Raw genomic sequence first — 13,811 nt, 5'->3', positions numbered from 1 at the left:
GCAACGTCAGCTCTCAGCGCAACGTCGGCTCGCGATCCAGCGCCATCACGATCGCATCCTCGCGCCCGCCCTTGGCCGGGTAGTAGCGCGGGCGGCGGCCGATCTCCCTGAAGCCGACCGAGGCGTAGAGCTCGTGCGCGACCGGGTTGGACGGGCGCACTTCCAGGAACACCCGCTCGGCGCCGCTCCAGCGCGCCACGTCGAGCAGCCGGCCGAGCAGGTGCCGGCCCAGGCCGCGCCCGCGCCAGTCCGGGCCGATGCACAGGTTGAGCACGTGCGCCTCGCCGGCGGCGACCGAGAGGATGCCGTAGCCGGCGACGTCGCCCTCACAGCAGAGGACCCAGCACGGGTGTCCAGCCTTCAGGCAATCGCTGAAGATCCCCGGCGACCAGGGAAACTCGTAGGACGCATTTTCCAGGGCACTGACCGCTGCCACGTCCTCGCGCCGCATCGCGCGCATTTCGACGTGCGGGCGCGCCACCGCGACCATCACGCACGTTCCGCCAGCGCCCGCCGCAACTGGCGCAGCGCGGTCCATAGTCGGCGCTTGCCGGCGCCGCTCGCGAGCACCTGGCTCGGCTCGTCGGCCAGCACGATCTGCGCCTGGTTCATCACCGCCGCGGGCAACTCGCGCCCCAGCGCATGCGCCTGCGCCTGGCCGAACACCAGGTAGGCGCGTACCGGCGGCACGGGGGTAGCCGGGCGTCCATCCTTGACCGGGATACGCCCGGCGCGCGCCAGTTCGGGACCATAGGCGGCCAGCGCGCGCCCGAGCAGGTCCAGTTCGCGCGCGCCGCCACCGTCCGGCAACAGCACCACGCAGGAAGCGGACGGCACCGACGCGACGGCAGACGGCTCGGCCACGTGGTCGGCCCCCTGCGGCGCAGCGGCCGCACGTCGCACCAGCGGCGTCACGCCCAATACGCGCAACACCCGCGCACGACGCGAAACAGGCCCGCGGCTGGCCGACGCCGGACTCATGGCCTGGCGCGACGGGTCCGGCGGCGGTGTGCGGCGCGGCCCCACAAGGTCACCGCCGGGCCGGACAGCAGGTACAGCGTGAACACCACGAACAACACTCGCGGCGGGTCGATCAGGAACGGGACCAGAATCAGCACCGCCACCAGCACCCACAGGAAGGGCACCCGGTCGCGCTCGCCCATCGGCAGCGACTTGAAGCTGTAATAGCGGAAACGGCTGACCATCAGCAGGCCGACCACCACCGCCACCACCAGCGTGACGAAGCACAGCTGCGGCCCGTTGACGACCCAGCCCTCGGCGCGGAACTTCTCCATGCTCCACACGAACGACATGCAGACCGCCGCCGCCGCCGGACTGGCCAGGCCTTGGAAGTAGCGCTTGTCTATAACCCCGACCTGGGTATTGAAGCGGGCCAGGCGCAGGGCGCCGCAGGCGGCGTAGAGGAAGGCCGCGGCCCAGCCGATCTTGCCCCATACCGGCCCGTAGTCGCGCAGCGAGGACAGCGACCAGTTGTACATCACCAGCGAGGGCGCCAGACCGAAGCTGACCAGATCCGACAGCGAGTCGTACTGCACGCCGAACTCGCTCTGCGTCCCGGTCAGGCGCGCCACGCGGCCGTCCATGCCATCCAGCAGCGCCGCCACGAAGACCGCAATCGCGGCCTCGGTGAAACGATGCCCGATGCTCGCCACCACGGCGTAGTAGCCGGCGAACATCGCCGCGGTGGTGAACAGGTTCGGCAGCAGGTAGATGCCCCGGTGGCGGGGCGTGCGGACTGGCGTGTTCTCGCTCATGCAACGATCCGTGACGGAATGCGCGAGAGTGTAAACCATCGCCCGTCAACGGCCCCGCCACGCTTGAGTCCGGCCGCGCGGAGTGTTAACTAGTGCCGGGGCCCCATGCCCTCGGAGAATTCCATGCGCCGCTTGCCCCTCGCCCTCGTGTTGCTGCTGCTCGCGCCCGCGGTCGCCGCGCAGGTGTACAAGTGGACCGATGCCCACGGCACCGTGCACTACTCCGAAACGCCACCTCCGCAGGGCACCCAGTTCAAGCGCATCAATGCCAATGGCATGGAACAGCCGGCCGCTCCTTCACCGGCACCCGCGGCCAAATCAGACGCCACCGCGGCCAAGCCGGCGTCCGCAAGCACGGGCGGCCTGCCCAACACCCCCGAGAACCGCGCCAAGCTCTGCACGTCGCTGAAGGCCAACCTGGACCTGCTCAAGGGCAAGGAGGGTGTGGTGCTGGAACAGGGCGGCAAGTCGGTGCCGCTGGACGAGACCCAGCGCAACCAGCAGATCGCGCTGGCCGAACAGCAGTACCAGCAGTTCTGCAACAAGTAGGGCTTTGCGCCGGCGTCCTTGACGCGTAAGCCGGGGGTGGGCCACGTATAATCGGCCTCTTTATTCCCCGGATTACCCGTCATGCGCCTCAGCCAATTCCACCTGGCCACCGTCAAGGAAGTCCCTGCCGACGCCGAAATCGCCAGCCATCGGCTGATGCTGCGCGCCGGCATGATCCGCAAGCTCGCCTCCGGCCTCTACACCTGGACGCCGCTGGGCCTGCGCGTGCTGCGTAAGGTCGAAAACGTGGTGCGCGAGGAAATGAACCGCGCCGGCGCGATCGAATTGCTGATGCCCGCGGTGCAACCCAAGGAGCTCTGGGAGGAAACCGGCCGCTGGGAAAAGTTCGGTGGCCAGTTGCTCAAGATCAGGGATCGCAAGGACCAGGAATTCTGTTTCGGACCGACCCATGAGGAAGTCATTACCGACTTCGCGCGCAACGAACTGAAGAGCTACAAGCAGCTGCCGGTCAACTTCTATCAGATCCAGACCAAGTTCCGCGACGAGATCCGTCCACGCTTCGGCGTGATGCGCGCGCGCGAGTTCCTGATGAAGGATGCCTATTCGTTCCATCTCTCGCCCGAATCGCTGGGCGATACCTACGGCGCGATGTACCAGGCCTATTCACGCATTTTCGAGCGGCTCGGCCTTTCGTTCCGCGCGGTGCAGGCAGACACCGGCGCGATCGGTGGCAACGCCAGCCACGAATTCCAGGTGCTGGCCGATTCGGGCGAGGACGCGATCGCGTTTTCTGACGATTCCGATTACGCCGCCAATATCGAAAAGGCCGAAGCGCTCGCGCCGGCCATCCAGCGCCCGGCGCCGCAGGCCCCGCTCAAGCGCGTGGATACGCCCAGGCAGAAAACGATCGCCGAGGTCAGCGCCTTCCTTGGCGTTTCTCCGCAGCAGTGCATCAAGACGCTGCTCCTGCGGGGTCGCGAAGGGCTGGTCGCGCTGTGCCTGCGTGGCGATCACGAGCTCAATGAGGTCAAGGCCGGCAAGCTGGCCGAATTGGCAGACGAGCCCGTACTGGCCACGGAAGAAGAGATTCTCGCCGCGACCGGTACGCGTCCAGGATTCATCGGCCCGGTCGGCCTGCCGGAAACGATTCCGGTCATCGTCGACCGCAGTGCCGCGGTGCTGGCCGATTTCGTTTGCGGCGGCAATGCCGATGGCACCCATTACACCGGCGCCAACTGGGAGCGCGATGCGCGCACGACCCGCGTGGATGACATCCGCCAGGTGGTCGAGGGCGATCCCTCACCCGATGGGCACGGCACGCTACGTCTGGCACGTGGCATCGAAGTCGGCCACATTTTCCAGTTGGGTCAGAAATACGCCCAGGCCCTCGGCGCCACGGTGCTGGACGACCAGGGCAAGGCCCAGGTGATGCTGATGGGTTGTTACGGCATCGGTGTGAGCCGCATCGTGGCCGCGGCGATCGAACAGTCCCACGATGAGGCGGGGATTATCTGGCCTGAAACCATGTCGCCCTGGCGCGTGGCGGTCTGCGTCATCAATCCCAAGAACCTGCCGGACGTGCGCGACGCGGCGGAAAACCTGTATCGCAAGCTCGAGGAACGTGGTATCGAAACGGTGTTGGACGATCGCGGTTTGCGCCCCGGCCAGATGTTTGCGGATCTGGAATTGATCGGTGTTCCGCACCGGGTAGTGGTCAGCGAGCGTGGCCTGGCTGCCGGCACCCTCGAATACCGCCGCCGCTCCGAATCGGAAAACCGCGCCATTACCGAGGACGAATTGTTCACACTGCTCGCGCAAAAGTAAGTGGGTTGTTGCCGTTAAGCGATAATTCCCATGCGGTCGAGTTTGGCGATGCACCAAGGCGGTTTTATGCGGTGGATCGCATTACTCTCCGCGCGGGATAATCGGCCGTTTTGCAATTGCCCCCGCCATTGGGCGAGAATGCCTCCCGACAGGAAGCACCGCTCTCAATGACGAGAGGCAAAAACACATAATCGATGACTTATCCGGGAGCCCACGCATGGCAGTCGACATCAAGAACCTCAATCACAACCAGCTCAATGAACTGATCACCAAGGCACAGGTGCGCCAGACCGAGCTGCGCAAGGAAAAGGTCGCCAAGCTGCGCGAGAAGATCCATGCCATGGTCAAGGCCGAGGGCTACTCCATGGAAGACATCTTCGGTGGCGCCCGCAAGGCCCGTCGCAGCACCGGCACGGTGGCGCCGAAGTACCGCAACCCGGCCAACCCGGAACAAACCTGGTCCGGTCGTGGCAAGCGCCCGCGCTGGTTCAACGACGCGCTGAAGGCAGGCAAGAAGGAAAAAGATCTCGCGATCTGATCCCCGTTGCCATGCATAGAAAAACACCGGCCTAGCGCCGGTGTTTTTTTTGGGTTTTGCACTCATCTATCACTTATGGCCGGGATGACGGCCCGGTAGCGTCAGACCCCCGGTTCTGCCGGCATCCCCCTTAACCCGTCGGCAACCGACCAGGGGGAGAGGATTCGGATGAGTGCTTCAATTGCGTGCCCGAGCCTGGGCACAGCGCGAACGGTACGCAACGAAGCCCCAACCGCCCGTCACACCCGCTCCCGAAGATGCGGGGGCCCGCGCGTCAGGCGGCAGTGCCGCCCACGGTCATGCCATCGATCTTCAGGGTCGGCTGGCCCACTCCGACCGGCACGCTCTGGCCGTCCTTGCCGCACACGCCAATGCCTTCGTCGAGCTTGAGGTCATTGCCGATCATGGACACGCGGGTGAGCACCTCCGGACCGGCGCCGATCAGGGTGGCGCCCTTGACCGGCGCGGTGAGCTTGCCGTCCTCGATCAGGTAAGCCTCGCTGGCGGAAAAGACGAACTTGCCACTGGTGATGTCCACCTGGCCACCGCCGAAATTGACGGCATAGAGGCCGCGCTTGACCGAGGCGATGATCTCGGCCGGATCATGCGAGCCGGCGCGCATGTAGGTGTTGGTCATCCGGGGCATCGGCAATTGCGCGAACGATTCGCGGCGACCGTTGCCGGTGGGCTTCATGCCCATCAGGCGCGCGTTCAACTTGTCCTGCATGTAGCCGACCAGGATGCCGTCCTCGATCAGCGTGGTGCATTCGCTCGGCGTGCCCTCGTCGTCCACGCTGAGCGAGCCGCGGCGGTTGGGAAGCGTGCCGTCGTCGACCACGGTGACACCCGGGGCGGCCACGCGCTGGCCGATGCGGCCGGCGAAGGCGGAGCTGCCCTTGCGGTTGAAGTCGCCTTCCAGGCCGTGGCCGATCGCCTCGTGCAGCAGCACGCCGGGCCAGCCGGGGCCGAGCACCACGGTCATCTGCCCGGCGGGCGCGTCGATCGAGTCGAGGTTGACGAGCGCCTGGCGCACCGCTTCCTCGGCGAACGCCATGCCGCGGCCGTTTTCGATCAGTTCGCGGTAGCCGTAGCGGCCGCCGCCGCCGGCGCTGCCCTGCTCGCGCCGGCCGCTGGACTCGGCGATCACCTGGACGTTCAGGCGCACCAGCGGGCGCACGTCGGCCGCCAGGGTGCCGTCAGCGCCGGCGACCAGCACGGTGTCCATGGTCGCGGCCAGGCTGACGATCACCTGCTTGACGCGCGGGTCGCGCGAGCGCGCGTAGGCGTCCACCTCGCGCAGCAGCGCGATCTTGTCCGCATTGGGCAGGCTCTCGACCGGGTCGAGCGCCGGATACAGCTGCCGCGCGCCGTTGAGCGCCAAAGGCTTGCCCGCGCCCTGCCCGCCCTGGGCGATCGCGCGCGCGGCTTTGGACGCTTCCAGCAGCTGCGGCAGCACGATCTCGTCGGAGTAGGCAAACCCGGTCTTCTCGCCGCTGATGGCGCGCACGCCGACGCCCTGTTCGATCGAATGGCTGCCGTCCTTGACGATGCCTTCCTCCAGCAGCCACGACTCGCTGCGCGAATGCTGGAAATAGAGATCGGCCGCGTCGATCGACGGCCCCATCAGCTGACTGAAGACGCGCTCCAGGTCATGGGTGGCCAGGCCGCCGGGGGCCAACAGCTTGCTTTCGACTTGCGCGATCAGGGAATCCATCAGTGGCCCATGGCTGTGCGGTAAAAGGAAACAATGGTGGCACGACGCGCCGATTCAACGTACCGGGGAGCAAGAGAAACCCGGCACAAGGCCGGGTTTCCCGGAACACCGGTGCCGGGGTTCCCGAACCCCAGGCCAGCTCAATGCCCAAGCGTATCGAGGGGCAGTTCGAGCGTTACCTCGATCACCAGGCGCTTCGGCTTCGGCGGGGTCACCACCACACCCTTGGAGACGAGGCTGATCCGCGTGTTCCGGATAACGTCGGCGAGGTTGAACATGTAGCCATGCGTTTCTGGTGCGGGCCGTGGCGGCGTTCGCCTTGTTTCCTCGCCGCCGCCGCGACGCGCCGCAGCGCCCACGCGGCCGATGGAGGGAGTCTGCGCGGCGAGCGCCTGGACGCGCTTGAGCTTGGTAGCCATGATCATTCTCCGGCTGAAGCCCCGGCACGGGAGTGCGGGGCGGGTGGTTTCCGACCGCCGGGCCGGGCTGTCGCCGGCGGCGACAGCAGGCCCAGCTGCCGGAAGGTATGGTTGCTGGCGATCAGCGTCTCGGGGATACCCGCGGCGCGCGCAGTCGCCAGTCGCTGGCGTGCACCATCGAGATCGCCAAGCAGCGCCAGCGTTTCGGCGTTGAGCAGCGCCACTTCGCCCGGTTGCGCGTGCAGCGCTTCGGCGCGGACGACCAGTTCGCGCGCACGAATCCGGTCGCCCAGCATCACCCGGTAGAAGGCGAGCGCGGCCACCGCGCGGGCGTCCCTGGGTTCGACCACCAGGTAGCGCTCGGCGCGCTCCGCGGCTTCATCGAACGCCTTGCGCATGTCGGCTTTGCTGGAGGCCGGATCCACCCGCAACGCCTCGCCCAGGTTGCCCCAGACCATGAAATCGTCCGGGCCCAGCGTCGTCGCCTGCCGTTGCAGCGCCACCGCGGCGGCATAGTCGCCATGCTGGTACTTGAGCAGGCCCAGGTTGGTTACCGCGCCGACCGTCGGTTCGATGCCGATCGCGCGCTCCAGTGCCGCCTGCGCGGCCGTGTCGTCGCCCGCCTCGATGTACAGCGCGCCCAGCGTTTCCCACAGATCCTCCCGGTCCGGTTGCAGTTCCACGGCGCGGCGATAGGAGGACACCGCCTGCGGCACCTTGCCGTCCAGGTACTGCTGATAGCCCAGTTCGGCGTGTACGCCGGCGTCGTCGGGGGACAGCTCCAGCGCGCGCTGGAATTGCGCCAGCGCCAGGTCGCTCCGGCCCTGGGCGGCGTAGACCTTGGCCATGCCCACGTGCGAGGCAGCGGCCAGTGCGGGTGACCGCGCGCTCTTGCGGTAGTGCTCCAGCGCGCGCGCGCCATCGCCGCTGGCACGGTAGAGGTCGCCCAGCGCCTGGTCGGTTTCCGGCATGGAGGGATCCATCTGTGCGGCCCGCTGGCAGGCGGCCTTGGCGTTGTCGAACGCCGAAGGATTGTGGCTGCTCTGGAACCGCCAGATCTCGGCACGGCAGATGCCGGCTTGGGCCCGCGCGAACTGGCTGTCCTGCTGCAGCGCCTGCCCGAAGCGGGCGATCGCCCGGTCGGCGGCTTCCGGCTCGGTGGTGGCACGGTTGAGCAGCTGCAGCCCGGCCAGATAGGTGTCGAACGCCGCCGCGTTGTGGGTGGGCGCCAAGCGCCTGGCCAGCTGCTCGCCGCCATCGGGAATCGCCCCCAACAAGGCGTGCACCACTTCCCGGGCGATGTCGCTCTGGGTGTCGAAGATGCCGGTCAGCTGGCGGTCGTAGGTGTGACTCCACAGGACGAAGCCGGTCGAGGTGTCGGTCAGCCGCGCGGTGATGCGCACACGCGAGCCCTCGCGTCGCACGCTGGCACCCAGTATCGAGGCCACACCCAGACGCTGGCCCAGCGCCTGGGTATCGACCGCCTGGCTGTCGGGCACGGAGGGTACCGAGGCGACCACCTTCAGCCCCTTCACGCCCGCCAGCGCGTCGCGCATTTCCTCGGCCAGCCCTTCGGCAAAGTAGTCGTCATGGGCGTTGCCGCTGAGGTTGGCAAACGGGAGTACCGCTACCGAGGCTGCCACCGGCCTGTGCATTGTCGCCCGCCACTGGAGCACGCCCCAGGCCGCCAGTACGCCCAGCAGCACCAGGCCTGCCAGCGATGGCCAGCGCCAGGCACCCGGGCGGTGGCCGTGCACGGGCGGATCGACCGTGCTCCATGCGGGCACGACGGCGGCCGGCGGCGGCAAGCCGGCCGGCTCGGGCACCGCCGGCTCGTGGGCCGCCGGCATTGTGTCGTACGGCGGGGGAGCGGTCGCGTCCGGCGGGCGCGGCGCGGGCGGATCCTGCAACTGCCCGATGAAGCGGTAGCCCAGTGCATGGCGCGTCTGGATGTAGCGCGGTTGCTGGGGATCTTCGCCCAGGGCATGGCGCAGTTGCGCGATGGCGCGGGTCAGCACGCCCGGCGTGACGTGGCGATGGCCCCAGACCTGGTCGATCAGGTCGTCGCGACCGATCAGCTCGCCCGGATGGTGCAGCAGCGCCAGCAGCACGGCGAACGCCTTCGGCTCCACCGGCTGCGGTACACCCGCACGCGACAAGGTCTGCGCGGCCGGATCGACCACGACATCGCCAAAACGATAAGGCGTAGCTCCCCCGTCGCGTGCGCCCGATTCCGTCCGGTTCATCGGGAAACCCTCAGGCGATCACACAAACCTCGGTGTTCGCTCCTGCAAGCCTCGCATGTCCATCATGACTCAAACGTTCTGCCGGAGGAGTCTGCGCCATGCCGCCAGCCGCGGCACGCCTACCACCGGAGAGACGCCATGAATGCCCAGTTCGCCACCACCCTCCTGCCCTTGCCGGCCGCCCTGCAATCGCGTTCCCTGCCGGGTTGCGGCCCTCCGGCCCGCCGCCGCCCTGGCGACGGTCTTTCCATTCGCGCTAAGGCGCTGGTCCGCTTCAATCGCCTGCTCGGCCGGTTGCAGCATGTGCCCCTGGAGCGTGAACAACTGGTCGCGGCCTGGCGTGAGCTGTCGGACCGGTCATCGCGCGAGCGCTGCGCGGCAGGTATCGAGCAACGCCTGCAGCTGGCCGTGGCGGTCGAGCGGATGATCCGAGACACGACCTGGCAGGCTGCCAACGAGGCCATCGCACCCGCCCGCGTGGTCGTGGGCTACATCCACGGCAAGCATGAGCTGGTCCCGCGCCAGGCCGCACGGCTGGACGATGCGATCGTGGTAGACGCGGCGTGGCCGCAGCTCGGCGGCGAGGTGAACAGCTATCTGGACTACTGCCGCCTGCGGGAGATCGAAGCCGAACTGCGCGGTTGCCCGGTCGGGCAGTTCACTTTCACCCGTGAGGACTGGCAGCAGGCCCGTCACGCCGAGTCCCGTCTGCTTGCCCACGTCCGCCGGGTGGGCCAGACCAGTTACCTGTCCGCGGAAACGACCGCCCTCTTCCGGATCCGCTGAGGACGAGTGTCGACCGCGGCACCAACGCTGAGGCGGACTCATCACGGACGATGAGTCCGCCGAGGCCCTCGGCCGAACGCCTGTCAGCGCGGCGAGGAGGAGGCAGCCGCGGGATGAGAGGCCGGCGCTGGCCGAGTCGAGGACGGCGTCGCGGGCTGGGCCGGCAGCTCGTGCTTCTCCAGCAGCGTGAACACCGGTTTGTCCCAGCTGCCGGTGACGTGGTATCGGGCGCTGGCCGCCTTGTTCAGGCCCTTGCCGAGCAGCCCCTGCACGGCGAAGCCCGCAGCGGCGCCGACCGGCCCGGCGACCACCGCGCCGACCACCGGCAGGCTGTTGCCCACGTGCGGGACGACATAGACCTGCTGGTCGTAGTCGCGCGCCCGCAGGCCGGTACGGCCTTGGATGTCGATGTCGGCGGCCGGGCCGCGGATCTTCAGATTGTCGGTGGAGGCGTTGCCGTCGGCGAAACGGAAGTCGCCCTTGATCGAATCGAAGGCAAGTCCCTTGCCGAACACGTCGCCGAAGTCGAGCGTCAGCCGCCGGGGCAGTTCGGCCACGGACACCAGGCCGAACAGACGACCGACACCCGGGGCCACCTCGGGGATGCGGCCATGGCTGACGTCGACGGCCAACGTGCCGGTCATGTTCGCCAGCGCGAAGGACGTGGGCGCACCGGGCCAGCTCGCATCCAGCACCGCATGCGTCTTGCCGCCGTTGAACAGGCCCTCGTAGCCGAAGGCGGTGAGCATGCTGCCCAGGTTCTGCGCGGCGAAATCGATACGCATATGCGTCTGGCTCGCCTGCGCCGTGCCGTTCCAGTCGCCGCCGGCATTGAGCTGCACGCTCTTGGACAGCGCGCGCAACTGGTCGATGTGCATGCCCTGGCCGGTCGGCCAGGTTTCCAGTCGCGCCTCGCCGAGCCGGGCGGTGCCCAGTCGCAGATCGCCGATCCACAGATGGAAGGGGGGCAGCGACGCCGGATCGATACCGGTGGCGGCGGGGTTCGCCACCGGCTCGGTCGGCGTCTGCGCCTCTTTCGCCGATGCGCTCGGCGCGGCAGCATCGACCGGCTCCGTCGTGGACTTGCTGTCGGGCGCTGGCGCCGCCTGCGGCCAGTAAAGCCGCTGCAGGCGGGCCGTGATGCCGCGCTTGCGCAGGTCGGCTGCCGGCACGTCGACGTGGCCGGCCATCGCGGGGCTGTCCACATCGATCGCCAGACCGCCGGTACCCGGCGCGGCCTTGATGTGCATGTCCGGGAAATCGTGCTCGAACACCAGTGCGTGGTCGGCCTGGGCGTCGATGCTTTCGAGCCCTGGGCCCTCGCTGCTGCTGCCGGCTACCGCATGCTGCACCCAGCCGGACACGTCCAGTGCCGCCGCGTGCCCGCGGATGCGCAGACCCTGGTCCGGCAGGTTGTCGGGCATCGCCGTGCCGAACGCGATCGCCGCGGCCAACGGGTGGGTGTCCCCCGCCGGAAGACGGAAGCGCGCGCGCATGACGTCGCCCAGCGCCACATCCAGGCGCGCGTTCTCCACCGGCACGCCCAGGGTCAGGTGCAGAGGCAGCACGGCATCGGCCGGCTTGGACAAGGGCACCGGCAACTTCAACGCCGTGCCGGCGAGCGTGCTGTCCGCGCTGAGCGTCTGCACCGACGCATCGCCGCTGCCGCGGGTGACGTCGAAACCCAGCGTGTAGTCGCTGCGGCCCTCGGCGGCCTTGCCCAGCCATTCGAGTTGCGGAAAACCCTGCACCAGTTCGGCGATGGTGAAGGGGCCCTGCAGTCGAGCGGAAAGCAGGGTCCCGGGCTCGCCGGTGGCATCGGCGATCGCCAGGTCCAGCGACGCGGGCTGACCACGGAACCGGCCGGCGAGCGGCCCGGCGTGCACGCCATGGGCGTCGAAGCTGACCGGCCCGGCCAGCTTGTCCAGCTTCAGTTTCCACTCGGGCGCATCGACGTCCGCGTCGGCGAGCCGGGCACTGCCTTCCAGCCGCAGCGCGCTGACGTCCTTCACCGGCAGCGAGAGGTGGAACCCGAAGGCGCCGCTGCCACCCAGGCGCAGCTTCGCCAGGGTGCCGGCCTGCTCGCGCGCGATCGGGCTCTGGCGCAGGAACGTCATCAGGCTGGCGCCGCTGCCATTGCCCTGCGCGTTGAGGTCGACCGTGGTGTCGGAAAAGTCCGGGATCAGTGCTACCGCGCGTTCGAGCTTGATGCCCAGCGACTCGCCGCCGCGAGCTTCGGCCAACATGCCGTTGTCGACGAAGCTCGCCTCGACCGACAGCCCCGTGGCCTGCGGCCATTCCTCGCCGTAGTCGAGGGTCAGGCCGCTGATGCGGGCATGCGCCTCGAAGCGGCCCTCGTTGTGGCGGAACGGCCAGTCGGACAGGTTGCCGCGCACCACCAGGTCGCCCTCGTCCACCGTGCCTGCGACGAGCGCGCGGTCGAGCCACTCGACGGCATGGGGCGACATGGTGTGGGGCGACAAGAACAGCTTGGCTGCCGGCACCTGTGCGTGGTCGACGTGCGCGTAGAAGTCCAGGAAGGGACGCCCGCCGTCATCCGGCAGCGCGATGGTGCCCCGCGCACTGCCGGCGAAGCCTTCGCCCTGGAACGCAAGCGGATCCATCCCCAGCTGCCAGGCCCCATCGGCGTGCCACGCGGCGAGGGTGCCGCCGAGCCGCGGCAACACGAACGGCTGGCGGAAGCCCGGCGTGAAGTCGACCACGGTGGCCTGCGCCGGCAGTTCCAGCGAGAAGCCCTGCGCATCGCCGCGCAGCGTGCCGGCGAGCCGGCTGATGCCCGGCAGCTTGCCGGCCGCCGCAATGCCGGCCTGGGAGAAGGACGCCTGCAAAGCCTGCACGCCATCGGCACGCGACCACTGCAACGCGGCCTGCTTCAACAGGGCATGCGGATGTCCGCTGCCGAGCCAGGCGCCCAGCGACGGGGCAAGGTCGGGCTTGAGCGCAAGCCAGGGCAGCAGCGGCGCAAGGTCGAGATCGCGCGCGGCCATGTCGACGCGCAATGCGCCGTCCGGCTCGTGCAGCGCCAGCGCCAGCGCGCCACCCTTGTCGTCGGCATAGCGGACCTCGTAACCGTCGGCGCTGCGGCTGATGCCGGCGAGGCCCCGCAGGGCCGGCGCGCTGGCGGTTCCCGCAGGGCCCGCTATGGCGAGATCGGCGAGCTCGAAACGCACGGTGGCGCGCACGACCTTGCGATCCTTCCAGTCCAGCCAGGCGGCCACTTTGCCGGTACCACGTTTGGCCTCATAGCCGTCCATGGCCACATCACCGAGCAGCGTGCGCAGGTCGAGCCGATCGCCCGCCAGCCACAGCCGGCCTTCGCTGCCGTCTTCGCGGAAGCTGCCCGCGCCATGCCACTGGCCGCTGGCGCCTTCGCGCTGCAGCAGTACGCCGAAGCGTACGCGGCTGCCCTGCCGGCTCAGGCGCAACTGATCGGCGCGCACGGCATAGCGATGTCCGCTGGCCTCGTCGGTAACGATCAGCCGCAGGTCGCGCAGCCAGATGCCCAGCGAGACCGGGCCCATCGAGAAGTCCTGCCGCGCGCCGCCTTCGGGCCCGCCGATGCCGCTTACATGCCAGCGGCCCTGCGCATCGTGGCTCAGGTCCAGTTCCAGTCCGCGGGCGCGCAGGTCGAGCATGTGCCGCGAGGGCAACAGCCAGGCGCCGAAATCGATCTTCAGTTCCGACTCGGGCAGATGCAGCGGGCTGCCCCCGCTGGGCCCCGGACCCACGGTGACATCCCGCATCACGAACAACGGGCCGGAGCCTCGCCAGTGGCCTTCCATCGAAGCGAAGCTGACCGGGCGCTGCAGTCGCCCGGAAAGTTGCGCGGCGACCCACTGCGGATGGCGCGCCAGTAGCGGCAGCAGCAACTGCGCCAGCGCCACCAGTACGGCCAGCGTGACCACCGCGATGCCGGCGCCCCAGCCGAGCGCGCGCAATGCCAGGTGCAGGCGCCGTTGCCAGCGCGCGTTCACCTCG

Annotated in this window: 11 protein-coding genes; 4 read left to right on the top strand and 7 right to left on the bottom strand. The window is 68.7% G+C overall.

From position 1 onward, the window contains the following. Positions 1–13: 13 nt before the first annotated feature. The 3 genes from rimI to pssA are packed head-to-tail and all read right to left on the bottom strand — an operon-like array spanning position 14 to position 1,775. The gene (gene rimI, locus J7I44_RS09880) at positions 14–490 is read right to left on the bottom strand and encodes a ribosomal protein S18-alanine N-acetyltransferase (RefSeq protein WP_245188100.1); all 477 of its coding nucleotides are present in this window, start codon (positions 488–490) and stop codon (positions 14–16) included. Further along, positions 490–981 carry a hypothetical protein gene (locus J7I44_RS09875; RefSeq protein ID WP_209619681.1) on the bottom strand — a complete coding sequence of 164 codons (492 nt, stop codon included), beginning with the start codon at positions 979–981 and terminating at the stop codon, positions 490–492. The genes rimI and J7I44_RS09875 overlap by 1 nt, the downstream gene beginning before the upstream one ends. Then, positions 978–1,775 carry a CDP-diacylglycerol--serine O-phosphatidyltransferase gene (gene pssA / locus J7I44_RS09870; protein ID WP_209619677.1) on the bottom strand — a complete coding sequence of 266 codons (798 nt, stop codon included), beginning with the start codon at positions 1,773–1,775 and terminating at the stop codon, positions 978–980. Before pssA ends, J7I44_RS09875 begins: the two co-directional genes overlap by 4 nt. A gap of 123 nt (positions 1,776–1,898) precedes the next feature. Here pssA and J7I44_RS09865 point away from each other — a divergent pair, with 123 nt between their 5' ends. The 3 genes from J7I44_RS09865 to J7I44_RS09855 all read left to right on the top strand — a co-directional run bounded on the left by J7I44_RS09865 (position 1,899) and on the right by J7I44_RS09855 (position 4,647). Further along, on the top strand, positions 1,899–2,324 hold the full coding sequence (locus J7I44_RS09865) for a DUF4124 domain-containing protein (RefSeq protein WP_209619675.1): 426 nt from the start codon (positions 1,899–1,901) through the stop codon (positions 2,322–2,324). 81 nt (positions 2,325–2,405) lie between these two features. Further along, entirely contained in the window at positions 2,406–4,109 is a 1,704-nt protein-coding gene (locus J7I44_RS09860) for a proline--tRNA ligase (protein WP_209619672.1), read from the top strand. A gap of 217 nt (positions 4,110–4,326) precedes the next feature. Beyond that, entirely contained in the window at positions 4,327–4,647 is a 321-nt protein-coding gene (locus J7I44_RS09855; protein WP_209619669.1) for an H-NS histone family protein, read from the top strand. A gap of 274 nt (positions 4,648–4,921) precedes the next feature. On the opposite strand, the gene tldD is transcribed toward J7I44_RS09855, so the two are convergent. From tldD to J7I44_RS09840, 3 genes are all read right to left on the bottom strand, one after another. Next, positions 4,922–6,361 (bottom strand): metalloprotease TldD, encoded by a 1,440-nt coding sequence (tldD, locus tag J7I44_RS09850; RefSeq protein ID WP_209619666.1) that lies wholly within the window; start codon positions 6,359–6,361, stop codon positions 4,922–4,924. A 140-nt stretch (positions 6,362–6,501) separates the two neighbouring features. Continuing rightward, positions 6,502–6,780, bottom strand: a complete 279-nt coding sequence (locus tag J7I44_RS09845) for a hypothetical protein (RefSeq protein WP_209619663.1) — start codon at positions 6,778–6,780, stop codon at positions 6,502–6,504. Positions 6,781–6,782: 2 nt separating this feature from the next. Further along, the gene (locus J7I44_RS09840) at positions 6,783–9,026 is read right to left on the bottom strand and encodes a tetratricopeptide repeat protein (protein ID WP_209619660.1); all 2,244 of its coding nucleotides are present in this window, start codon (positions 9,024–9,026) and stop codon (positions 6,783–6,785) included. A gap of 138 nt (positions 9,027–9,164) precedes the next feature. Between J7I44_RS09840 and J7I44_RS09835 the strand changes: the two genes are divergently transcribed. Next, positions 9,165–9,812, top strand: a complete 648-nt coding sequence (locus J7I44_RS09835) for a hypothetical protein (protein WP_209619658.1) — start codon at positions 9,165–9,167, stop codon at positions 9,810–9,812. A gap of 83 nt (positions 9,813–9,895) precedes the next feature. Here the strand turns inward: J7I44_RS09835 and J7I44_RS09830 are convergent, their stop codons facing one another. Beyond that, complete coding sequence (locus J7I44_RS09830) at positions 9,896–13,807, bottom strand: YhdP family protein (protein WP_209619656.1); 3,912 nt, start codon at positions 13,805–13,807, stop codon at positions 9,896–9,898. Positions 13,808–13,811: the final 4 nt, after the last annotated feature.

Source organism: Frateuria flava, from assembly GCF_017837635.1.
GTDB classification, from domain to species: Bacteria; Pseudomonadota; Gammaproteobacteria; order Xanthomonadales; family Rhodanobacteraceae; genus Frateuria_A; species Frateuria_A flava.
The sequence above is the reverse complement of the archived record's forward strand: the minus strand, read 5'-3'. Positions and strand labels throughout refer to the sequence as shown.